The following is a 23,536-nucleotide window of genomic DNA, read 5'->3' on the forward strand; positions in this document are numbered from 1 at the left end:
ACCCCGGGGCACTCGGCCTCGCTTAATTGAGGTGAGGCTCACCAACGCCCAGCCGCGATCCGGCCTGCCGCCGCTCCAGCGGCTCGGTGGGACGCACCCGCACCTGACCACCGGGCGCCCGGTGCCGCCGGCGGCGGTTGCGGAGTCGGTTCCGGTCGCGACGATCAACATCGCCGCAATCTGGCTGGTGCTCGGCGGTCTCCTTTACAATGCGCTGCTGGCCTTCCTCGGCGCGCGCGGCATGCCGATCAACAAGGCGATGGTCGCGGGAGCCGAGTTCCTCGTATTGGGCGGCGCCGGCCTCGCCCTACTCCGTTCGGGCTTCCGGCCGATCGATACTCCGGCCCTGCTGCTGATCGGCTTCTTCGTCCTCGACGCGCTTGCCGTGTCGCTGATGAGCGGCCTCCCCTTTCCCGACATGGCCCGCAACGCCGCCATCATCGGCCTGTTCGTGATGCTCGGCGCGCGCGTGGACGAACTCGCGGTGCGACGGGTCTTCGCCATCGCCGCGGCGCTCGTCTTCGTCATCCTCCTGCTCGAGTGCATCGACGTCAAAAGCTATGCTGCGCTGCTCGAGCCGGGGCGCTATTTCGAGGTCACCCGCGGGATCAGCCGTTTCGAACTCGACGAGATCGGCCTGTTCGCCAATGCGCTGGGCTTCGATGACCGCTTCTCGATCCTCAATCTCGTCGGGCACCGCACCTCGTCGCTGTTCCTCGAGCAGGTCAGCCTTGCCAATTTCGCGACCGTCCTGACGATTTTCCTGGTGGTGATGTGGCCGCGATTGTCGTGGAAGGTGAAGCTCGCCTACCCGCTGCTGATCGCGATGATCCTCGTGACCAACAACAGCCGCACCGCGCTCGCGATCGCGCTGGTCGCGCCCATCGTCTATTATGTCGCGCCCAAGCTGCCCTCGATCGTGACGTTGCTCTTGGTGCCGATGGTGCTGGCCGCCGCGGTGGTGGTGGACCTCGTCGCGCCGCCGTCGCGCGAGGACGATCTGGTCGGGCGGCTCAGCCTCACGGTGCGAACCCTGAAGGGACTCGACGCGAGCGCGCTGATCGGCGCCCGGGCGGGGGAAGCGGCCAATTTCCTCGACAGCGGCTACACCTTCGTCATCTACGCCTCATCGCTGATCGGCATGATCGTGCTGTGGCTGTTCCTGTCATTCATCAGTGCCGGTGAAGGCGCGGCGCAGCGGCGCGCGTCGCTGATGAGCGGGCTCTACCTGTTCCTCAACCTGACGGTGAGCGGCACCTCGGTTTTCTCGATCAAGACCGCCGCATTGCTGTGGCTTCTGGTCGGTTTCCTGCGGGAGGAAGCGCGGGCGACCAAGGCCGTGGCCGCGCCCGCGACCGCCTAGAGGTACTTGCGCAGGACAGTCGCCTGCGGCCGTTCCTTGCCGTCCTTGGGCTGGATGCTGAGCGGATAATCGCCCCACCAGTCTCCCGCCGCCCAGTAGTTCCAGCCAATCCAGACGTCGCCATTGTCGCGAAGATAAACGAGGAGATCGTCCAGAGCGGCGAGGCACGTCGGACTGCTGTCCCCGCCGAATTCGCCGAGCACGGCATGCGCTCCGCGATCGCGCAACCAGCCGGTGACACGCTCGAGCCGTTCACGGCCGATGCGCTTCCCCCTGCACCCGGGCTTCGAGCCCGAGCTGTCGTCGTCGAGATACTGGTGGATCTCGTAGGCGAAGTTGTTGGCGGGGTCGGCAAGGCCGGCCATGGCCTCGCTGTTTGGGCCGTCGCCGCCGCCGAACCAGCTATGCCCGCCGGTCCAGTTGGCGCCGGGAACGAGGACGAGATTCTTCGCGCCGGTCCGGCGGATCGCCGCGAGCGTGCCCTCGGCCACCGTCCGCCACCGCGTCGCCCTGATGTCATGCGGCTCGTTCATCATCCCGAAGGCGATCTGCGGCCGGTCCTTGTAGCGGGTCGCAAGGCGGGTCCACAGATCGGCGAGCGCATCGGCCGACTGCAGCGGCTGGCCATGGTAGCGGCCATAATTATGGATGCCGATGATGACCTGGCGGAAGCCGGTCAGGTCGGCGAGGCTCGCGTCGAGGCGGGCGAGTTCGGCCTCGTCGAGCGAGGCGAAAGGTTTCGGCTGGATCCGCTCCCACAGGATCGGGAGGCGGATACTGGTCATGCCCATGGCGGCGAAGGGCGCAGCCGTCGCCTTGTTCGGGTAGATGTAATCCTTGCCCGCAACGCCCGGGAGCTTTTCGGGCGCGAACTCGGCCGACGCCAGATTCACGCCGCGAAAGCGGGGCGGCTCGTTGACCTGCGCCCGATCGAGCGAGCCGGATGGCAGGAAGACGGCGGCCGCGAGGAGCGCCGCGGCGATCGTGGAGGGAACGGCCATGCGGCGCGTCATCCTCAATAGGCGTCGGGGTGCACCAGCACCTTGGCTGTCCGCAGCACGATCGAGATGTCGCGCCACAGCGACCAGCCCGAGACATATTCGAGGTCGGCCTGGAGACGCGAAGTCAGGTGTTCGCGGGTGTGGGTCGCGCCGCGGAAGCCACGGACCTGGGCGAGGCCGGTGATCCCGGGCTTGAGCGCATGACGGTGCCAGTAACGCTCGTCGATGTGCCAGAAGAGCTGGTCGCCGGCGAGGCTGCCGAGCGCGTGGGGGCGAGGCCCGACGATGCTCATGCTCCCCAGAAGCACGTTGATGAGCTGGGGCAGCTCGTCGATGCTGGTCTTGCGGAGGAAGCGACCGACGACGGTGACGCGATCGTCGTCACGGCTGGCCGAGCGATTGCCGGCGACGTCGGTGCGCTCGCTGCGCATGCTGCGGAACTTGTAGATCTTGAAGATGAGGTTGCCATGGCCGACACGCGGCTGGCGGAAGAAGATCGGCCCGCGACTGTCGAGCTTGATGGCGAGCGCCACGAGCAGGAGGACGGGCGCCAGCACGATCAGCGCCGGCACGGTGAGCGCGAGGTCGAATGCACGCTTGGCGACGCGCTGGCGGAAGTTGAGCGGCCCGGCCGAGACGACCAGCGTGGTGTGTCCCTCGAGCTCGGCCACCCCGAGCGGGGCGAGGTCGTCATAGTCGCGAGTGAGGATCTCGCCCTGGATGTTGCTGCCCTTGAGCATCTGCGCCCAGCGGCCGGCCGTCCCGCGGCTGCACGAGATGACGACGCGGTCGGCACCCTTGAGGATGTCGCTGAGGCCGATCAGCATCGCCGCGTCCGACGGGTCGGGGCGGATACCGACTTCTGCCGCGTTGAGCGCCAGCACGCCCGGGGGCGCCTTTTGCATCGGACCATCGACGAGCAGGATGTCGTTGGTGAAGCGGTTCTGCAGGCGGCGGCGGATGGTGTCGCCGGCAAGCTGGCGAACCGCACAAAGGGCAGCGAAGCCGATGACGAAGGTCGAGCCCGTCATCATGCGCGACAGCCGCTGATCGACCTTGAGAAAATAGGAGAGCAGGAAGAGCAGCGCGAAGGCGAGCATCCATGCACCGGTGGCGCGGGCAATGCCGCTCATCGGGTTGCGAAGCACGTCGAGGGTGTAGGCGCCGAGGCCGACCGCCGTGATCGCGTAAAGCGCGAGGATCGCGCCCGACACACCACGCCAGCCGTCGGGCATCACTTCACCGAAGCGAAGCAGTGCGCCACCGATCACCGCTGCGGAGACGACGGCGAGGTCGAGAATCAGCAAGGTCGCGTACAGCTGCACGCGAAGCGGCCGGCGGGCGGCAATCTGGGGGTGCTTGGCTGCCTCCGTGAGGCTCCATGCGCTTCGTTCGAGATTCATTGACGCCCACTCATTCGGCACGCGACTTTGCCGGTCGCTTCAGAGTGGGTCCAACCGCCGAAAGCGACTGAAGTTTCTCGTTTAGCTAAACTTTAATTTAACTGAATCCCGGATTGGGACGGCAGTGTTGCCTCAGAACATCATCGCAATGATGGCCGCCCAGAGCGCGACACCCGCGACGCAACAGGCGAAAAATGTCCGGACAAACGTGGCAGGTACCTGATCCTCGACGCCGACGATCTGCTCGTGCTTCATCGTTCCACCCCCTCCAGTCCACCGCATGAACACTGACCATTTGGCGGACAGTGAAAGTTTATGACTCTTCCTTGACGCGATCAAGGTTAAAGAAGTGTGATCATTCAAGGCCAGGATGGCAGCGAACGCCACGGATTTGGCGAGAAACCGGCATTCTCGCCATCGCAACCGATTTCGTTACGGGTGCGCTACAAAGTAGAGGCGCAAGTTACCGCGCCCTGTTAACCGTTAATTACTGGGCCGCCTCAAGTTATTAATTGGCCCCGGCACCGTTCCAACCGAATAGGCGCCATCGATTAGGGTCAAAAACCGCGTCACCGTAGGCCTTCCTTAAGAAGTTCGCCGCAAAACTACGCCTACCTCACGACCGCACCATCGCCGGTCGTGGGCCAGCAGGCCTTTACCCCGGGGGGGAAGCGTAGTGATCGGCATAAACATTTCGGGCGCCGAGTTCGGCGGCGGCATCGGCGGCAACAACGATAGCCAGTATCACTGGCCGACGCTGTCCGAACTCCAATATTATCAAGCACGTGGCGTGGATCTCGTCCGCATTCCCTTTAGCTGGGAACGGATGCAGCCCAATGCCTGGGGGGCGCTCAGCACGACCGAACTCGGGCTCCTCAAGACGCTGCTCAGCAACGCCGCGACGCTCGGCATGGATGTCATCATCGACCTCCACAACTACGGGCGTTACTATGGCAATGCGATCGGCGCCTCGAACGGGCCGAGCGCAGCGCAGTTCGCCGATTTCTGGGCCAAGCTCGCGTCCGAAGTGAAGGGTTACAGCTCGCTGGTCGGCTACGACCTGATGAACGAGCCCCACGACATGCCGACCGCCACCGCGTGGAAGGATGCCGCCCAGACCGCGGTCAACGCCATCCGCACGGTCGACACCGTTCACAACGTCTATGTCGAGGGCAATGCCTGGTCGGGCGCCCATAGCTGGCAGCAGTATAATGCCGACTTCTTCATCAACGACCCCGCCGGCCGCCTGATCTATCAGGCCCACCAGTATTTCGACCGCGACAGCAGCGGCACCTATTCGGGAAGCTACGATCAGGAAGGCGCCTATCCGACGGTCGGCGTCGATCGGCTGAAGCCCTTCGTCGACTGGCTCAACGCCAATGGCCTCAAGGGCATGATCGGCGAGTTCGGCGCACCGAGCAACGACCCGCGCTGGCTCGAAGTGACCAAGAACGCGGTCGCCTACATGAATGCCAACGGCCTCGTCGGCACGGCGTGGGGCGGCGGCACTTGGTGGCCGAGCAGCTATTCGATGTTCATGGGCGCGCCGGGGCAGGCCGACAGCAACTATTTCACCGCGCTCAAAGACTATTTCACGCCCTATACCTGGAGCTGGCCGACGACGAGTTCGCCGACGCCGGCCCCTGCGCCTGCACCCGAGCCGACCCCGACGCCCGCGCCCGCGCCCGCGCCCGCGCCAGTCCCGGCGCCGGCTCCCGCCGCGGCCCCCGAGCCCGTCTATCACAACCAGGTGATCGGAACCGGCGTGGCCGAGACGCTCAAGGGAACGGCCGCCATCGACGTCATGGAAGCGAAGGAAGGCGACGACGTCCTCGTCGGCAGTCCCAGCGGTGATGTCGTCGACGGTGGCCCCGGGTCGGACCGGGCCGATTACAGCGCCTCGCCATTCGCAGTCGACATCGACTTCAAGCGCTGGCTGCAGATTGGCGGCGATGCCGAAGGCGATGTGCTCGCCAATATCGAGCATGTCACCGGCTCCGCCCTCCACGACCGCCTGCTCGGCGACGCCCTCGTCAACAACCTGTCGGGTGGCAATGGCGACGACTGGCTGGCGGGACGCGGCGGCGCCGACCGGCTCGACGGCGGCAATGGCGTCGACACGGCAAGCTATGAGGACAGCTCTTCGGCCGTCGACATCGACCTCCAGCGCCCGACGCAGCTCAGCGGCGACGCACAGGGCGACGTGCTGATCGGTATCGAGCACGTCATTGGCAGCGCCTTCAAGGACAGCCTCCGTGGCGGCGCCCTCGCCGATATCCTGCGCGGCGGTGCGGGCGACGACTTCCTCGATGGCCGGGGCGGAGCGGATACGCTGGGCGGCGGCGAAGGGGTCGACACCGTCTCCTACGCCAACTCGAGTGGCGCGGTCCGCGTCAACCTCTACTGGGCGAGCCAGCAGGGCGGCGACGCGCAGGGCGATGTCCTCGTCGACGTCGAGAATATCGTCGGGTCGCGCTTTGCCGACAACATCACCGCCAATGGCGAGGCCAACGTGCTCGACGGCGGTTCGGGCAACGACTGGCTGACCGGCGGCTGGGGCAGCGACCGGCTGATCGGCGGAATGGGGCGCGACGTCTTCGTGTTCGATTCGATCGGCAACGCCAACGGCGACCGGGTCGTCGACTTCAACGGCAAGGAAGACCGGCTCGATTTCTCGTTCATCGACGCCAGGCCGGGAATTGCCGGGGACCAGGATTTCGTCTGGCTCGGCGCCAAGGCGTTCACCGGCAATGGCGGCGAACTCCACATGACGAGCGATGTGGCGAACACCTATGTCGAGGGCGACGTGAACGGTGACGGCGTTGCCGATTTCACCGTGGCGCTGACGGGATTGCACAATCTCAATACGAGCATGTTCATCCTCTAGCGCGCTCGGGGCAGGCCGGATCCATCCGGTCCGGGCCTGCCCCCCTTTCGCACCCATCTGGCCGACGGTGCGTTTGGCTCGCATGGCGACCCGAGACCGGCCCCTCGATTATTATGAAGTGCTGCAGGTCGGGCGCGACGCGTCGGCCGACGAGCTGACCGCCGCCTATCGCGCGCGCATTCTCGCCATTCGCGACGTGCCGGGATCGGGCGAGGAGACCCGCCGGCTGAACCTCGCCTATCGCGCGCTCAGCAATCCGGAGCGTCGGCGTGAGTACGATGCTTCGCTCGACGGCGGGCCGAGGGCAGATCCGACGGAGGTCGAAGAACGGCCAGTCGAAACGCCCCCACCCCCCTCCCCCGCCGACGAGGATCACGAAGCGCTGGTGGCCGAGCGCCCGCAGCGCCGCAGGACTGGGCTCATGGCGTTCGCCTCGGTCCTCGCCTTGCTGCTGCTCGTCGCCGGCGCGTGGGCGGCCGGGCTGTTCGGCACGGACAGGCAGGTCGCCCAACGGAATGACGGAAGTGGGCAAGCCGGACCCCCGGCCTCGACCGAAGTTGCGACGGCCGACCCCCAGCCGAACATCTACGACAAGATCGTCGCGGCCCTACCCGATCCTGTTGCGCGCCAGCTGAAACCCGAGGAAGCGCAGGCTGGCACCGAGACGGCGGAAGTCATCCCGCCGGTCGTCCGCTCGACCATCCCGCGCGAGACCCAGTCGGCTGCACCATCGCCAAGGGCCGCCGAGCCGACCTCGGACGCGGTCGAACCCAGCCCTCCGAGCGACACCGCGACCACGACCGAAGAACCGACCCCCGATCCGACGCCAGCCCCGCCGCCGCCACCACCGGCACCGGTCGATCGCAGCGCGGGTCCGCGCCTGCTGTCAGGGGGCCTGGTCGATGGCGACAACCAGGGCGGCCGCTTCCAGGGGACTGTCGGGGTTCGCCTTGCCATCGGCGCCAACGGCCGCGCGAGCAGCTGCCGGGTGGTGCGGACGAGCGGCAATGGCGCGCTCGATTCCACGACCTGCGCCCTTCTACAGCAGCGACTGGTCTTCGCGCCGGCGCGTGACCAGAACGGCAATGCCGTCGCCACTGAAGTGGAATCGTCCCACGTCTGGGGCCGGATCCCGCGTCGGCGCTAGCCGGTCAGGCGCGTCCGTACTGGTCGTCGATGCGGACGATGTCGTCCTCGCCGAGATAGGGACCGCACTGCACCTCGACGAGCTCGAGCGGCACCTTGCCCGGATTGGCGAGGCGGTGCGTCGTGCCGGCGGGGATGTAGGTCGACTGGTTTTCCTGAAGGAGCTTCACCTCGTCGCCGACGGTCACCTCGGCGGTGCCGGAGACCACGACCCAATGCTCCGAACGATGATAGTGCATCTGGAGCGAGAGCGTTTCGCCCGGCGCGACCAGGATGTGCTTGATCTGGAAGCGCGCGCCAATGTCCTTGGTCTCGTAGCTGCCCCACGGACGTTCGACGCGCGACGGGAGGATGGCGAGCTGGGTTTTCTCCTTGCGGAGCCGTTCGACCACCTCACGCACTTCGGCCGCGCGTTCGATGGGCGCGATGAAGACGGCGTCGCGCACGGCGACCACCACCATCCGCTCGAGGCCGACGGCGGCGACCGTAACGGTCCCCTCGGCGCGAATGATCGAATCCCTCGTGTCGATGGCGATGATCTCGCCCTTGAGCGCGTTGCCGTTCGCGTCCTTCTCGGCGATCTGCCAGACAGCGCCCCACGACCCGACATCGGACCAGGCCATGTCGACCGGCACGACGTAGGCGCGGTCGGTCTTCTCCATGATCCCGTAGTCGATCGAGATGCTGGGAGCCCGCTCGAAGGCGCTGCGCTCGGGGCGGACGAACTTGCCATCGGTGCTCTGCTGGTCGAGCGACTCCGAGATCGCCGAAACGAGGTCGGGCAGATGCCGGCCGGCTTCTTCGGCGAGTGCCGAGGCCTTGAACAGGAAGATGCCGCTGTTCCAATAATGGCCGCCGCGATTGACATAGTCTTCGGCGGCGGCGCGATCGGGCTTCTCGATGAAGCGCTTGACCGGGTGGGCCGCGCCGACGCCGACCGCATCGCTCACTTCGATATAGCCATATTGCGTGTTTGCCTCGGTCGGGCGGGCGCCGAAGGTGACGATCCCGCCCTGCTCGGCGGCGGCGATGCCCCCCTGGACGGCACGCGCGAACGCCTCATGGTCCTCGATCACATGGTCGGACGGGAGCAGGAGCAAGAGATCGTCCTCGCCGCGCGACAGCGACCACATCGCCGCCAGCAAAGCCGCGGCGGCGGTGTTTCGGCCCTTGGGCTCGAGAAGGATGGCGTCGACGTCGACGCCCGCCTGTTCGAGCTGGCGCTGGATGAAGAAGCGATGGTCCTCACCCGCGATGACGATCGGGGCACGATAGTCGGCGTTGACGACCCGGAGCGCAGTCTCCTGCAGCATGGTCCTGGCCGAGGAAATCGGCAGGAGCTGCTTGGGAAAGCTTTCCCGCGAGAGCGGCCAGAGCCGGGTCCCGGATCCCCCAGACAGAATGACGGGACGAATGCTGGTCACGAGTGAACACTCCTTGGCGCCCTCGGCTTTCGGATCGGGGCGGCACTATTGAAGATTGAGAGGGCGGTAGCGGTCAGAGGACGAAGGGAATGAACGATCCCAACGGCACCTGACTGAGATTCTTGAGGAAGCGGCGGGTCGCATTCTCGCCCACCACCACGACGTCGCGGCCATAGACCTGCGGATCGGCGACGCGGCCGGCGCGAATCTGGCGCAGGCTGAACAGCGCGGCCATCTGCTGCGATCCCACGCGGCGGAAGATCACGACATTGTCGAGGTTGGCGATGTCGTCCGCGCCCTTGGCCGAGGCGATCGCCTGCTGAAGGGTCATGCGGCCGACGACCGGATAGTTGCCGGGGTCGCGAACCGCGCCATCGACGGTGACGGTGAGGCCAACCGCCTTCTTGATGTTCACGGTGACCTGCGGGTCACGGATGTAACGGCCACGCAGCTGCCCGGCGATGACGCTCGCCACTTCGGTCGGCGTCTTGCCGCCCGCGACGACATTGCCGACGAGCGGCAGCGACAGGTTGCCGGCGGCGTCCACCTCGCCTTCGCGGCGAAGCTCGGGCGCACCGAACACTTCGACCACGAGCTGGTCGGACGGACCGATCCGGTAATTGGAGAAATCCTGCTCGTTGGTCTGGATGCCCGGCGCCGGAAGCGCCTGGCTGACGGTGACGGCAGTGCTGCCGCGACCGAGTTCAGGGGTGCCGGCGGCGCAGCCCGCGAGAGCGACCAACGCGGCCAGCGGGGCCGCACGAGTGACGTTGAACATGAAACTTCCCATCCGTGGCTTCCCCTGCCTTCCGGTGCCGTAACGAGCCGGGGCCCGCGCTGTTCCGCCGATCACTGTCCCGAAGCAGGACGAAGCAGCCATGCCGCCATGCCGCGAAGCGGCGCCGGGAGACGCGCGGCACCCGGACGCAGGCGCGCCCGCTGATCTTCGCCCAGCGGAAGAAGCAATGCGGCGGCGACGAGATAGGCGACACCGCCGGCGGCGAGCGAGAGGAGCAGGATGGCGAGCCCCTCGCCCAGCCACCAGCCGAGCGCCTCGGTCACCAGCGCGCCCACGCCGCCCGCGAGCATGATCCTCGTCATCCATCCCCAGGTGACGAGACCCGGCACCTTGCGGTTTGCCGACCGCGCATTGAGCAGTCCCACGATCCCCTGGGCGATGAGGCGTCCGAGCGCCGCGCCGACGAGACCGAGATAGGCCGCGAGCGCGACACCGCAGGCAATCGTCAGCACCGCGCCGATGATCCCGTTGCGGGCCAAGGTCGAATTATGGTCGCCGGCATTGAGGACGCTGCCCACGGCAAGGGTCAGCGCCGAGCCCAGTCCGGCGAGGCAGAGGATCGAGGCGGCGAGCCGGCCACCGGCGAAGGCTTGGCCATAAAGCGCCGTCACGGCTTCGGGTGCCGCCACCGCCGCGATCAGGCACGCCGGAAGAAGCAGCGACAAGGCGAGGCGCACGGCCGAGCGGCTGGCCTCCGCGAAGTCGGTCGACTGGTTGGCGGCGGCATGGACGATATTGGGCAGGAGCGCATTGCAGATCATCATGCAGATCTGGAGCAGGAGCGCCGCGATGGTACCGGCCGCAGTGAACAGACCCACCGCCTCCGCGCCGACCATTTGGTCGACGATCAGGGTATCGGCCCGGACCCACAGCAGGGGCGAGAACAGGCTGGCAAGGTAGAAACTGGCGGCATAGCGCCGGATTGCCGGGGCCTCGGCGGGGGGCGCGACGCGCCCGACCCAGCGGACCTTGGACAGGCCCAGGATCATCGGCACGCTGAAGACGATGTAGCCGACGAAGCCGCCGTTCGCGCCATAAAGCAGGCTTCCGCCCACCGCGCCGCCGATCTGAAGCACCGTTCCTATGAGGGAATAAAGGGTAATCGACCGGAATGCCCTGATCCCGCGCAGGAACTGGTAGGCGAAGGCATAGAGCATGTGAATGACGAAGCAGACGAGGACGAGCGCGCAGAAAGCATAGGCCTGCCCCGGTCCGCTCGCATATTTGGCGAGAATGTCGTTCCAGTAGAACCAGAGGATGCCCGCCGTGAGCACCAGCCCGCCGGCGATCGCCAGGAGAAACAGGCGGATCATGTAGCCGGCGATGAGGCGTGCGGCAGCTTCCTCGTCATCATGCGGGCATTCGGCCGCGAAGCGCGCCAGCGTTCCGCTGATCCCGAGGTCGGCAAGGGTCGTCGTCAGAAAGACCAGCCACAGCGCCATCGCCACGGTCGCGGTTCCCTCGACTCCGAGCAGCCGGGCGATGATGATAGAAGCGGCAAATGAGCCGATGGCGCCGACGAGGCCGGAAACAACCGACTGCGAAGCGTGTTTGAGGACATTCGTGAAAAAGTTCATGGCCGCGATTCTGTCCTGTTCATTCCCGGAATCGTGTGCCCAAATCGGTCAGACGCAACATATCTCCTCGCGGAGAGTAGTTGGCGTGCGCCGCCCTTACGCTGGTAGGGGCGATTTCGTTGCCCAAGCAAGGTTGGATCATTGAAGATCGTTCACGTCGTTCGTCAGTTCCATCCGGGTGTGGGCGGGATGGAGAACTTCGTGGAGCAGCTTGCGCTGCGCCAGGTCGCGGCCGGCCATCAGGTGCGCGTGGCCACGCTCAACCGCATTTTCGCGGATCCCGACAACCAGGTGCTGGCCGCGCAGGAGCAATGGTGCGGGATCGATATCCACCGTGTGCCCTTCCGCGGATCGCGGCGGTATCCGGTCGCTCCCTCGGTCGTCCGACTGCTTCGCGGCGCGGACATCATTCACGTCCACGGCGTGGATTTCCTCTCGGACTATCTGGCGCTGACGCGGATCGCGCATGGCAAGAAGCTGGTGCTGACGACGCACGGCGGCTTCTTCCACACCAGCTTCGCGCGGCAGTTGAAGCAGATCTACCTGAAGACGGTGACCCGTGCCGCCCTGTCGCAATATGGCGCGGTGATCGCATGCAGCGCCGAGGACGAGCGAACCTTCGCACCCGTCGCCGGCGACCGCCTGGTGCTGATCCCCAACCCCGTCGATGTTGAAAAATTCGCCGGGCTCGCCAGCCGCACGAGCAACAACATCATTTATTTCGGCCGCCTCGCCCCCAACAAGGAGGTGATCCGGCTGATCGAATGGTTCGCCGGGTTCGCCAAGGAGCAGCACGACTCGCGGCTGATCATCGCCGGGAAGCCGATGGGCGTCGAACCCGAGGATCTCCGGCGCCGGGCGGAAGCGCTTGGAGTCGCGGACCGATTCGAGCTTCACATCACCCCGAGCAACGATGCGTTGCGGGAACTGATCGGGCGCTGCGGCATCTACGCCTGCGCGTCGAGCTATGAAGGCTTCGGCCTCGCAGCGGTCGAGGGAGCGAGCGCGGGCCTGTTCCCGCTGCTGAGCGAAATCCCGCCCTTCGCCGACACGCTCGGCCGCCTCGGCTACGGCCAGATGGTCGACTTCCAGGCACCGGCAAGCTGGCCGGCCTCCTATGCCAGGTTGCCGCAAGCGCTCGCCACCTTCCGTGACGAGGTCAGCGTCGCGGACGTGCACGATCGCGTCGCCCCGTTTAACTGGGACTCGGCAATGCCGCGGTTCGAGGACGTCTATCGCAAGGTCCTCGGCGACACGTCGCGGCGCATCGGGACGGTCGAGGTCAGCGTCATGGACCGCGACACGGCGGTGAGCCGGATCCTCGACGCGATCGACAAGCGCGAACCCGCGCTCGTCACCTTCTGCAACGCGCACACGGTCAATCTCGCCCGCCGCGACAGCGACTTCCGGCGTCAGCTCAAGGAATTCCTCGTCCTCAATGATGGCGTGGGGGTCGATTGGGCCAGCCGCAGCCTGTTCGGCACCGCCTTTCCCGACAACCTCAACGGGACCGATTTTACCCCGCACCTCCTCGGCGCGGCCAAGCGGCGGCTGTCGCTGTTCCTCGTCGGCAGCAAGCCGGGCGTCGCGGCCGAGGCCGGGCACGTGCTGCAGGAACGATATCCCCACCTCACCATTGCCGGCACCCGCGACGGCTTCTTCGGTCCGGACGAGGAAGCTGCGCTGGCGGCCGACATCACTGCCTCGGGCGCCGACCTCGTGCTTTCCGCCATGGGCCAGCCGCGGCAGGAATTGTGGGCCGCGCGAACCGCCGCCAAGATCAGCCGCCCGATCATCTGCGTCGGCGCCTTGCTCGATTTCGTCGCCGCCAAGGTGCCGCGGGCTCCGTCGATGATCCGGCGCATGCGGCTCGAATGGGCCTATCGCCTGGCGCAGGAGCCGCGCCGCCTCGCCGGACGCTATCTCCTTGGCAACGCGACCTTCCTTGCGGGCATGATCCGGCAAAAGCTCACCGGCACGCGGATCTGACCCCCTCCCGCCATTGACCGCGCCCCTCCACAGGCCGAAGGGCGCGTGCAAGCACGAGGAGCAGCTGATGATCGAAGCGGAATGGTGGGAATATGACAGCGTCGAGGAGATGGCCGACGCGGTGTCGGGCGACGTCGGGTTCATCATCGAGAGCGCGATCGACGCGCGCGATGCCTCGCTGCTGGCGCTTCCGGGCGGCAAGACCCCGCTCCCGATCTTCGACAAGATGATCAAGGCCAAGCTGCCGTGGAAGAAGGTGACTATCGTCCCGACCGACGAGCGGCTGGTCGCGGTCGATCACGAGCTGAGCAACGCGCGCATGCTGGCCCAGCGCTTCATGCGCGCCGGTGCCCGCGTCATCCCGATCGGTGGCGAGAATGACGATGTCGACGCGGCCGGCAACATCGCCGACGCGCGGCTTCAGGATTTGCCTTGGCCGCCGGATCTCGTCTGGCTGGGCATGGGCGCCGACGGACATACCGCCTCGATCTTTGCCGGCCCGGACATGCAGAAGGCGCTCGACGCCCCCAACGCCCGCCGCGCGGTCGGCGTTCGTCCCGACCCGCTCCCGGCCGAAGCGCCGGTGCCCCGCGTGACCCTGACTCGCGCCGCTTTGCTGTCGGCCCGGACGCTGATCATCACCATCCAGGGCGCGGAAAAAAAGGAACTGCTCGAGCAGGCGATCGCCGACGGGCAGTCGAGCCGGCTTCCGATCGGGCGCCTGCTGGCCGAGGCCGAGCAGCCGATCGACATTCACTGGGCGCCCTGAGCCCAACTTCCTGAAGTCGACGCGCATGAGAAAGGGCGCCGGGATTGCTCCCGGCGCCCTTCCTTTTTGGCGTGAGCCGAACCTTAGAAGCGGAAACCGCCGCGCAGGCCCCAGCCCTTGACGTCGCCGAAGTCGACCCAGGCCGAGAGCAGCGGACCACCGCCCGCGCCGCCGCCGATACCGGCTTCGACACGACCCCAGGTGCCGCGCTTCGAGTCGGCGAAGTCCGAGCTCAGCGAGCCCGAGGCGACGCGCAGGTCGGCCGGATCGCTGAACTCGTGGAACACCTTGCCGTCGACGAACGGAGCGATCACGCCAGCGAAGGTCGCGCGCGCCTGGAGGCGGCCACGGGTGCTGGTGTTGGTCCGGTTGTCGAAGAAGACGCCGCCGAAGCTGTAGTCGTCGACCCGCGAGCGGACGTAGCTGAGGCCGGCGCCCGCGTCGAAGTTGACGCCGTTCGGGTTGCCGAAGCGGAAGCCCGCCTCGCCATCGATACCCGTGCTGCGGCCCTTCGGACGGCTAAACGCGATCCCGAGGACGTTGTTGGTGATCGTCAGGTCGTAGGTGTCACGCTTCAGGAGGACACCGGCATACGGCCCCTGCTTCGCGCCGAACTGCGCATAGGCGCCGTAGTTGTAGCCCTCGGCTTCCAGAGCAGTCGCATAGGCGCTGTCGCCGCGAGCATGCTCGTAACCGGCGGTGACGCCGACGAGCAGGTTCGGCAGGCCGATGTCGAGACCGCCCTGCGCGCCGCGCCGGTGGGTCTTGAAGCGGCCATCGGTGGTCAGCGTGGTGCTGAACGCCGAAATGGTCCGATCCTGGTCGCCCGAACGGTCACGCGACGAGTAGAGCTGCGCCCAGATGCCGAGCGGGTGCTTGCGCTCGTTGCCGTAGTCGACGCGGCGGCTCAGCGCGTAGGCGTTGTAGGCGTCGGCCGACTGGTACCAGATGTCGTTGGCGAGACGGCTGGCGATCAGCTGGTCGGCCACGGCCAGGCCCGGGCGGGCGACGAAATAGACGTCGCCGCTGCGGGTCTCGAGACCGTAGTTGATCAGGCCGATGCCGGTCGTGCCACCGAGCGTGAAGGCACCGGCGGTGATGTCGTTGTTGAGCGAATCGACCACCAGGGTCCCGATCGGATCGATCACCGGGTTGGTCACGTTGGCGAGCACCGAGGTGGTGCCGGTCGTGGTGCCGTTGATGATCAGGCGGTCCGAGGTCAGCAGGTTGTTCACGCCCACGACGTCGATGCCGAGACGCGCGCCCGCCGTCGCGACATAGTTGCCGCCGATGGTGAAGGTGTCGTTGGCCGCCCCGTCGCGCAGGTCGATGAGGCCGGTCGCCTGGTTGTTGAACGCCTCCAGCCCGACGAAGCTTGCCGCGCCACCGAACACGTTGACCGTGCCGCTGTTGTTGAAGGCGTCGGTGCCCGCGCCATAGTCGGTCACGCCGACGGTGTTGCGGATGCCGCTGTTGTTGACGGTGGTGTTGCCGCCGTCGAACGTCAGCGCCGCCGTCTGGTTGAAGGTGCCGGCATTGGTCAGCGTCTCGAGGCCCAGCAGGGTCGTCGCGCCGGTGGTGTTGACCGTTCCGCCAGCCGCGTTGGTGAAGCTGTCGGTGCCCGCACCGAAGTCCATCGTGCCCGTCAGGTTGAACGTGCCGCTGTTGGTGACGGCGGTGTTGCCGGCGTCGAAGGTCACGGCCTGCGTCTTGTTGAACGTGCCCGCGTTGGTCAGCGTCTCGAGACCGAGCAGGGTCAACGCGCCGGTGGTGTTGACGGTCCCGCCGGCATTGTTGGTGAAGCTGTCGGTGCCGGCGCCGAAGTCGGTGGTGCCGTTGAGGTTGAGCACGCCCGAGTTCACCAGCGCGTCGTTGCCGATGCCGAAGTTGATCGCGGCGTTCTGCGTGAAGGTCGTGGTGTTGGTGAAAGTGTCGTTGCCGTCACCGAACGAGAGCGCGCCCGACTGGGTGTAGCCGGCAGTGCGGTTGTTGGTGAAGCTGTCGTTCCCGGCGGTGAAGGCGAGCGGACCCGCGATCGTGCCGGTCGCGCCGATGGTCAGCGCGAGCGGACCCGAACCGGCGACCACATAGGCGGGGTTGCCGGCCGTGGTGCTCTGGATCGTGCCGTTGACGATCAGCGTGTTGCCGGTGGTCCCGCCGAGCGTGACGGCGGTCGGAGCCGAGACGGTGACGCCCGAGTTGACCGTGACGGTCGCGGCGCCGGCGGTCTGGGCCCAGATGCCCGAACCGTTGGTCGACGAGATGTTGCCGTTGGCGGTGACCGACACCGGCGCAGCGCCGGCGGCGACGACCCGAACCGCGCCGAAGCTCGGCGAGGCGGCGACATTGGCGGCGGTCGAGGTGACGACACCGGTGGTGACGTTCACGGCGCCCGTGCCGGTGGTGGCGACGTCGATGCCGAGGCTGTTGTCGCCGCTGACGTTGATCGTGCCGGTGTTGGCGACGGTGACCGGACCGGCCGAGTTGATCTGGATCGCGCTCGAATTGGCGCCAGTGGTGGTGACGCCGCCGACGGTCACGCCGACCGTACCGGTGGTCTGCGCGTTGTTGCCAACGAGCACGCCCTGGCTGCTGGCGCCCGTCGTGCTGATGGTGCCGCAGTTGATGACGATGTTGCCGCTGCTCGAATTGGCAACGATGCCCGGGGTGAGGTCGCCCGTGGTGGTGACGGTCGGGCAGGTGCCGATGTCGATGTTGCCGGTGGTGGTGGCGGCGTTGATCGCGACCTTCTGGGTCGCGGTCGAGTTGGCAGCGCTGACCGCGCCCGTGCGCAGCACGACGTTGCCGGTGGTCGCGCCCGCGAACACGGCATCGCCGTTGGTCGTGGTGACGCCGTTGCCGGTGAAGCTCACGCCGGTGCCGGTCAGATAGGCGCCCTGGTAGTTGGCGCTGATCGCACCGCTGGTGAGGGTGACAGGGCCGCCGCTGCTGGTGAGGACCAGGCCGCCGCCGGCGCTGTTGACCGTGCCGCTGGTGAAGGTGATCGCGCCCGTCCCGTCGACCGACGCCGCGAGCGAGGCAGTGCCGCCGGTGGTCGAGATGTTGCCGGTGGTGATGGCCGTGGTCGTGCCACCGCTGCCGATCACGCCGTAGCTGTTGTCACCGGTGGTGGTGATGTTGCCGGTCGTGATTGTGACCGGGCCGCCGTTGGCGGAGAAATCGATCGCATCGACATCGATGCCCGAGGTCAGGAAGGCCTGGTTCGCCGCGTTGAGCTGGATGCTGCCGCCGGCGAAGGTGTTGCTGAGCGTCAGACCGTTCTGAGTGCTGATGTTGTCGACGTTCTGGATGACGCCGCCGGACACCGGGGTCGCGGTCGCGACGATGTTACCCGTCGAGCTGCTGATGGTCAGGGGAGCCGTGGCGGAGAAGGTGCCGCTGGTCACGTTGACGGTGGAAACGGCGGTCGTGCCGTTGACGCAGTTGTAAGTGGTGCCCGTGGCGAGCGTGCAGGTCGTGCTCTGCGCGGCCGCGGCCGACGGCAGGACAAAGGCCGCTGCGGCAACCGAAGCGGTGCCCAAAAGCTTGAGCTTTGTGTTATTTGTCACGTTTGACTCCCCTGTGACGGACGCTGAACGCGCGCCCTTGATGTTCCGGTGCTCCCTAACGAGGCAGCATCCGCTCTTGTTTCGGCTCCGAATACAAAGCAGATTAGTGTGGCGAATACGATACATATTTGCACGCAAGGTTAATCCGATCCGGGCCGGAAACCTCAGCGTAGCCGCTCGGTCATCCAGGCGAGATGCTCGGCCATGAAGGTCGAGATGAAGAAGTAACTGTGATCGTAGCCCTCTTGCCGTCGGAGGCTGAGCGGCTGGCCCGCCGCCGCGGCGGCCCTTTCAATCCGTTCCGGGGTCAATTGCTCGGCGAAAAACGGGTCGCCGGTTCCGATATCGATCAGAATGTCGGCCGTTCGTGCGCCGCTTTTGAGCAAGGCGACCGCATCGTGGCGGGCCCAGCTCGCCCGATCGTCGCCGAGGTAGCGCGAAAAGGCCTTCTCGCCCCACGGCACCTCGGAGGGGGCGACGATCGGCGCGAAGGCCGAGACCGCGCGGAACCGGCCGGGATGGCGGAGCGCGACGGTGAGCGCGCCATGCCCGCCCATGCTGTGGCCGGTGATCGCCTGTCGTCCCATGTCGAGTATGGGAAAATCCGCCGCGATCAGCGCCGGAAGCTCCTCGGTGACGTAGGTCCACATCCGATAGTTGGCCGACCAGGGCGCCTGGGTCGCATCGACGTAGAAGCCCGCGCCGAGCCCGATGTCCCAGCCTTCCTCGTCATGCACCCCTTCCCCGCGCGGGGAAGTGTCGGGCGCGAGGAAGGCGAGGCCATGCGCGGCGCAGGCCGCGCGATACTCGCCCTTGTCGGTGACATTGGCGTGGGTGCAGGTCAGCCCCGACAGATAGGTTACCAGCGGCACCCGCCCCTGCTCCGCCTGCGGCGGCAGGAACAGCGAGAAGGTCATGGGCGTGCCCGTTGCCCGGCTGCCGTGCCGCAGGACGAGCTGACGGCCGCCGTGGCTTCGGGCTTCGCTGACGACCTCGAGCATCAGGCGGTCTGCGGCATCCGGTGCATGGCGCAGATCTTGTTGCCGTCGGGATCGCGCAGATAGGCGAGATAGAGGTCGACCCCCATGCCCGAGCGAATTCCGGGATCGTCCTCGATCGGGGTGCCGCCGGCAGCAATACCCGCCTCGTGCCAGGCATGCGCCTGCTCGGGATTGTCGACCTTGAAGCCGAGGGTGCAGCCGTTGCCGTGAGTGGCGGGCTGGCCGTCGATCGGCTTGGTGATGATGAAGATGCCGCCGTCCTTCAGGTACATGACCCGGCCCTTGGGATCGACCCGGCCCTCGCGGCCGCCGATCGCGGTGAACAGGGCATCGTAGAATTTCTTCGAGCGCTCGATGTCGTTCGAGCCGATCATGACGTGACTGAACATGGCAATGCCCTCCTTTTAATAAACCACGACGGCGCGAATGCTCTCGCCCTTGTGCATCAGGTCGAAGCCCTTGTTGATCTCGTCGAGTGTCAGCACGTGCGTGATCATCGGGTCGATCGCGATCTTGCCGTCCATGTACCAGTCGACGATCTTGGGCACGTCGGTCCGGCCCTTGGCCCCGCCGAACGCCGTGCCGCGCCAGTTGCGCCCGGTGACCAGCTGGAACGGACGGGTGGCGATCTCCTTGCCGGCTTCGGCGACCCCGATGATGATGCTCGTGCCCCAGCCGCGATGGCAGGCTTCGAGCGCCGTGCGCATCACTTCGGTGTTGCCGGTGCAGTCGAAGGTGAAGTCGGCGCCGCCGTCGGTCAGTTCGACAACCTTGGCCACGATCTCGTCCCGGCTCATGCCGCGCGTGTTGAGGAAGTGGGTCATGCCGAACTGGCGGCCCCATTCCTCGCGGTCGGGATTGAGATCGACGCCGATGATCCGGTTGGCGCCGGCGAGCCGCGCGCCCTGCACGACGTTGAGGCCGATGCCGCCGAGCCCGAACACCACGACATTGTCGCCGACCTGGACCTTGGCGGTGTTGACGACCGCGCCGACCCCGGTGGTGACCCCGCAACCGATGTAGCAGCTCGTCTGGAACGGCGCGTCCTCGCGGATTTTCGCGACCGCGATTTCGGGCAGCACGGTGAAGTTCGAGAAGGTCGAGCAGCCCATGTAATGGAAAATCGGCGCGCCCTTGTAGCTGAAGCGCGTGGTTCCGTCGGGCATCAGCCCCTTGCCCTGTGTCGCGCGGATTGCGGTGCAAAGGTTGGTCTTGCCGCTGAGGCACGACTTACACTGGCGGCATTCGGGCGTGTACAAGGGAATGACGTGGTCGCCGGGCTTCACCGACGTGACCCCTGCGCCCACCTCGCGGACGATGCCCGCGCCCTCGTGGCCGAGGATCGAGGGGAAGATGCCTTCGCTGTCCAACCCGTCGAGGGTGTACGCGTCGGTGTGGCAGATGCCGGTGGCCATGATCTCGACGAGCACCTCGCCGGCCTTCGGGCCTTCGAGGTCGACCTCGACGATCTCGAGCGGCTGCTTGGGGGCGAAAGCGACGGCGGCTCTGGTCTTCATGGGCTTCGGCGCGCTCCTGTTAACCGATTTCGCCGCTCCCGTGGCACAAGCCCGAGGCGTTGGCAAAGGCCGAACCGGTATCGACCAAGCGTTGCAATTCAACGACCTAAAACCGCTTGCATCGTTAGGGTAAAACCGTAACCTCCTCGGCTTGCATCGTTTTTCTCGCGCTTGTCGGCGCCCGGGGTGGGAGTAGAGAACTGATCACGACGCGACGCGCTTCGGCGCGCCTTGGTCTTGCCCTGCTTTTCTTCTCGGCCAGCAGCGCGCTCAACGCCCAGCCGGTCCCCTCGGTCGTCGAGGAAGTGAAGTTCGTCACGGGCGACGACAATCGCGCCTCCTTCCTGATCCGCTTCTCGCCGCAGGAGCCGCAGACCGCGCCGCTCAACAACAATCCGACGCGGCCCGAATTGCTGATGCGCGCGACGCTCCGCGCGCCCCGGGTCAAGCCGCGCGACAATTATCGTGGCATCGTCCGCGCCGCGACCTTCGAGACCAGCGAGACCGGCCTCCTCTGGCGCTTCGACACGGCGGCGCCGGCACAGGTCAGCGTCCAGCCCGCCGGCGACAAGACGCTGCAGGTGATCGTCCAGCGACTGTCCGGCGACGAGGCGATCGGCGCGCGTCCGATCGGTTCCGAAGGTGAAGCGGTCTCGCCCGCCACCGCTCTTCCCGCGTACGTCGAACCGGGCGTGGAGGGTGACAGCTTCGAACTGGTGCCGCTCAAATATGCGGATGTCAGCGAGGTCATCGGCCTCCTCGTCGAGGGCGAGACGATCCAGCCGAACAATGTCTTCATCCGGCGCGAGCCGGGTTTCGGCTCGATCGCCAATGCCAACAGCCAGTATCAGTATCAGAACAACAACAACCAGCAGCAGACCACCGCGCAGCCGCTCGGGCAGAGCTTCGCCGGCCGTGGTCTCGCCATCGACCGACGCCTCAACGCCGTCTGGATCACCGGCACGCCGGACCGGATCGCCCGGATCAAGGCGCAGATCGCCGCGATCGACATTCCGGTCGACTCGGTCATCCTCGAAACTCAATTCGTCGAACTGACCGAGACGGGCGCGCGCAACCTCGGGCTCGACATCGCGAACCGCGACGGCCAGATCGCGGTCGGCACGATCACGCTCGGCAGCAACACCAGCTTCGGCAACGATCCGCTGACCCCGTTCAGGTCGGGCGTCCTTCAGGCCGCCATCTACGCGCAGGTGCAGAAGGGCGAGGGCAGGATCGTGTCGCGGCCGCGGATCGCCGCCCAGTCGGGCTCGGCGGCCAAGATCATCACGGGCGACGCCCTGCCGATCCTGACTTCGATCACCTTGTCGGGCGTCAACGGGGTCAGCCAGCAGGTGCAATACGTCAACGTCGGGGTGACGCTGCAGATCGCGCCGCGGGTGTCGAGCGACGGCTTCGTCACCAGCCAGATCTATGGCGTGGTCTCCTCGGTCACCGGCTACAGCCAGGGCTACCCCACGATCAGCCAGCGCGAAGCCGAGACCAGCGCCAGCGTGCGCGACGGTGAGACCTTCGTCATCGGCGGGCTGACCCAGGAGAACAATCTGAAGACCAAGGGGCGGGTCCCGATCCTCGGCGACATCCCCGTGGTCGGCACGATCTTCCGCAACGAGCGGTCAACCCGCGCCAAGACCGAGCTCTACATCGTCATCACGCCGCGGATCGTCCGGCATCGCCGCAACGAAGCGCCGCTCCAGCCCGCGCCCTCGCCCGCCGTTCCGGGCCTTACGGGAGGTGCCGGCCGCTAGCGCAACCACGCTCGCAACGCCTGCCCGCTCCACGGCCGGACCACCGGCCGCGAGCAATTCGACTCGCCCTACCTGATCCTTGTTAATGCGTTGAATTAGCTGGATTTTTCTTCTGGACAGCCTTCGAATCATGCGTAGCCTGTTCATGTCCGCGTCAGTTTTGGCGCCGGCCGCATTTGAATTGAAGAAGGGGCAAACCAGACCATGAAGAGTCTTTTCCTGACCGCTGCCGCCGTGATTCCCGCGGCGCTCGTCGCGACGCCGGCTGCGGCCGAGCGTCCCGGCGACAAGATCGAAGGCAGCTACATCTGCGTCTTCAAGGCGCGTGAAGTGAACCGGGGGAACGTCCAGGCCGAAGCCAACCGTTCGGCGCAGAGTGTCGGCGCGCGCGTCAAGCACGTATACTCGGTGGCGATCCGCGGCTTCGCAGCCGATCTTCCGGCGCAGGCCGTCGAGAACATGAAGAAGAACAACCCGAACATCGAATATTGCGAGCAGGACCAGGTCGTGACGGCGGGCCCGACCGTGCAGGGCCAGGGCGGCGTCAGCGCCGCCGCGACCCAGCCGCCGCAGGAAACCCCATGGGGCATCGCCCGCGTCAACGGCGGCGCGCCGGGCACCTACGCCACCGCCTGGGTGATCGACACCGGCATCGACTTCACCCACCCCGACCTCAACGTCGACACCGCCCGCTCGAAGAGCTTCCTGCGTGACACCTCGCCGGTCGACCAGAATGGCCACGGTACCCACGTCTCGGGCACCATTGCGGCCTGCGACAACACCATCGGCGTGATCGGCGTCGCGCCCTGCGCCAAGGTCGTCGCCGTGCGCGTGCTCGACCGCCGTGGCTCGGGCTCGAACTCGGGCGTGATCGCGGGCGTCGACTATGTCGCGCAGAACGGCCGCCCGGGCGACGTCGCCAACATGAGCCTCGGCGGCGGCGTCTCGGCCGCGCTCGACCAGGCGGTCATCAATGCCTCGGCGGGAGGGGTCCGCTTCGCGCTTGCCGCCGGCAACGAGAGCAGCGACGCCAACACCTCGTCGCCGGGCCGCGCCAACGGGCCGAACATCTTCACCGTCTCGGCCTTCTCGAGCGGCGACAAATGGGCGACCTTCTCGAACTATGGCAATCCGCCGATCGATTACGCCGAGCCCGGCGTCGGCGTGAAGTCGACCTGGCTCAATGGCGGCTACAACACGATCAGCGGCACCTCGATGGCGACCCCGCACCTCGCCGGCCTCCTGCTGACGGGCGCAATCCGCAGCGGCGGCACCGTCGCGGGCGACCCGACGGCCCCGGCCGACACGATCGGCGTCAGGTAAAC

General features: G+C 66.7%; 17 protein-coding genes. 7 read left to right on the forward strand and 10 right to left on the reverse strand.

The features are described 5' to 3' along the window. Nucleotides 1-31 precede the first annotated feature (31 nt). On the forward strand, nt 32-1,363 hold the full coding sequence (locus ABD693_RS02620; protein ID WP_344695435.1) for a hypothetical protein: 1,332 nt from the start codon (nt 32-34) through the stop codon (nt 1,361-1,363). On the opposite strand, the gene ABD693_RS02625 is transcribed toward ABD693_RS02620, so the two are convergent. The 3 genes from ABD693_RS02625 to ABD693_RS02635 form a co-directional block, all read right to left on the reverse strand. After that, a complete protein-coding gene (locus tag ABD693_RS02625; RefSeq protein ID WP_344695436.1) occupies nt 1,360-2,364 on the reverse strand; it encodes a glycoside hydrolase family 5 protein in 1,005 nt (334 codons plus the stop codon). The genes ABD693_RS02620 and ABD693_RS02625 overlap by 4 nt on opposite strands. Before the next feature lie 14 nt (nt 2,365-2,378). Next, a complete protein-coding gene (locus tag ABD693_RS02630) occupies nt 2,379-3,689 on the reverse strand; it encodes an exopolysaccharide biosynthesis polyprenyl glycosylphosphotransferase (protein WP_344695437.1) in 1,311 nt (436 codons plus the stop codon). A gap of 210 nt (nt 3,690-3,899) precedes the next feature. After that, nucleotides 3,900-4,154: a hypothetical protein gene (locus tag ABD693_RS02635; protein ID WP_344695438.1), complete on the reverse strand. Its 255-nt coding sequence runs from the start codon at nt 4,152-4,154 to the stop codon at nt 3,900-3,902. A 289-nt stretch (nt 4,155-4,443) separates the two neighbouring features. Here ABD693_RS02635 and ABD693_RS02640 point away from each other — a divergent pair, with 289 nt between their 5' ends. Together ABD693_RS02640 and ABD693_RS02645 are read left to right on the forward strand one after the other, a co-directional pair. Then, the gene (locus tag ABD693_RS02640) at nt 4,444-6,654 is read left to right on the forward strand and encodes a cellulase family glycosylhydrolase (RefSeq protein WP_344695439.1); all 2,211 of its coding nucleotides are present in this window, start codon (nt 4,444-4,446) and stop codon (nt 6,652-6,654) included. A gap of 82 nt (nt 6,655-6,736) precedes the next feature. Continuing rightward, complete coding sequence (locus ABD693_RS02645) at nt 6,737-7,801, forward strand: DnaJ domain-containing protein (protein ID WP_344695440.1); 1,065 nt, start codon at nt 6,737-6,739, stop codon at nt 7,799-7,801. Nucleotides 7,802-7,805: 4 nt separating this feature from the next. Here ABD693_RS02645 and ABD693_RS02650 read toward each other — a convergent pair whose 3' ends face one another. From ABD693_RS02650 to ABD693_RS02660, 3 genes are all read right to left on the reverse strand, one after another. Then, complete coding sequence (locus tag ABD693_RS02650; protein ID WP_344695441.1) at nt 7,806-9,224, reverse strand: mannose-1-phosphate guanylyltransferase/mannose-6-phosphate isomerase; 1,419 nt, start codon at nt 9,222-9,224, stop codon at nt 7,806-7,808. A 73-nt stretch (nt 9,225-9,297) separates the two neighbouring features. Further along, nucleotides 9,298-10,002 (reverse strand): polysaccharide biosynthesis/export family protein, encoded by a 705-nt coding sequence (locus tag ABD693_RS02655; RefSeq protein WP_344695442.1) that lies wholly within the window; start codon nt 10,000-10,002, stop codon nt 9,298-9,300. A gap of 71 nt (nt 10,003-10,073) precedes the next feature. Further along, nucleotides 10,074-11,600 carry an oligosaccharide flippase family protein gene (locus tag ABD693_RS02660; protein WP_344695443.1) on the reverse strand — a complete coding sequence of 509 codons (1,527 nt, stop codon included), beginning with the start codon at nt 11,598-11,600 and terminating at the stop codon, nt 10,074-10,076. A 141-nt stretch (nt 11,601-11,741) separates the two neighbouring features. Here ABD693_RS02660 and ABD693_RS02665 point away from each other — a divergent pair, with 141 nt between their 5' ends. Together ABD693_RS02665 and pgl are read left to right on the forward strand one after the other, a co-directional pair. Next, nucleotides 11,742-13,589 carry a WecB/TagA/CpsF family glycosyltransferase gene (locus ABD693_RS02665; RefSeq protein WP_344695444.1) on the forward strand — a complete coding sequence of 616 codons (1,848 nt, stop codon included), beginning with the start codon at nt 11,742-11,744 and terminating at the stop codon, nt 13,587-13,589. A 67-nt stretch (nt 13,590-13,656) separates the two neighbouring features. Beyond that, nucleotides 13,657-14,358, forward strand: coding sequence for a 6-phosphogluconolactonase (pgl, locus tag ABD693_RS02670; protein ID WP_344695445.1), 702 nt, complete (start codon nt 13,657-13,659; stop codon nt 14,356-14,358). An 83-nt stretch (nt 14,359-14,441) separates the two neighbouring features. Here the strand turns inward: pgl and ABD693_RS02675 are convergent, their stop codons facing one another. The 4 genes from ABD693_RS02675 to ABD693_RS02690 all read right to left on the reverse strand — a co-directional run bounded on the left by ABD693_RS02675 (nt 14,442) and on the right by ABD693_RS02690 (nt 20,445). Next, nucleotides 14,442-17,927: a hypothetical protein gene (locus ABD693_RS02675; RefSeq protein WP_344695446.1), complete on the reverse strand. Its 3,486-nt coding sequence runs from the start codon at nt 17,925-17,927 to the stop codon at nt 14,442-14,444. A gap of 164 nt (nt 17,928-18,091) precedes the next feature. Beyond that, nucleotides 18,092-18,931 (reverse strand): S-formylglutathione hydrolase, encoded by an 840-nt coding sequence (gene fghA, locus ABD693_RS02680; protein ID WP_344697556.1) that lies wholly within the window; start codon nt 18,929-18,931, stop codon nt 18,092-18,094. Further along, complete coding sequence (locus ABD693_RS02685) at nt 18,928-19,317, reverse strand: VOC family protein (protein ID WP_344695447.1); 390 nt, start codon at nt 19,315-19,317, stop codon at nt 18,928-18,930. The genes fghA and ABD693_RS02685 overlap by 4 nt, the downstream gene beginning before the upstream one ends. Before the next feature lie 15 nt (nt 19,318-19,332). Beyond that, on the reverse strand, nt 19,333-20,445 hold the full coding sequence (locus tag ABD693_RS02690; RefSeq protein WP_344695448.1) for an S-(hydroxymethyl)glutathione dehydrogenase/class III alcohol dehydrogenase: 1,113 nt from the start codon (nt 20,443-20,445) through the stop codon (nt 19,333-19,335). A gap of 305 nt (nt 20,446-20,750) precedes the next feature. On the opposite strand from ABD693_RS02690, the gene ABD693_RS02695 reads away from it, so the two are divergent. Together ABD693_RS02695 and ABD693_RS02700 are read left to right on the forward strand one after the other, a co-directional pair. Then, nucleotides 20,751-22,211 carry a type II secretion system protein GspD gene (locus ABD693_RS02695; RefSeq protein ID WP_344695449.1) on the forward strand — a complete coding sequence of 487 codons (1,461 nt, stop codon included), beginning with the start codon at nt 20,751-20,753 and terminating at the stop codon, nt 22,209-22,211. Nucleotides 22,212-22,415: 204 nt separating this feature from the next. Next, entirely contained in the window at nt 22,416-23,534 is a 1,119-nt protein-coding gene (locus ABD693_RS02700) for a S8 family serine peptidase (protein ID WP_344695451.1), read from the forward strand. Nucleotides 23,535-23,536: the final 2 nt, after the last annotated feature.

The organism is Sphingomonas rosea (assembly GCF_039538065.1).
GTDB lineage: Bacteria > Pseudomonadota > Alphaproteobacteria > Sphingomonadales > Sphingomonadaceae > Sphingomicrobium > Sphingomicrobium rosea.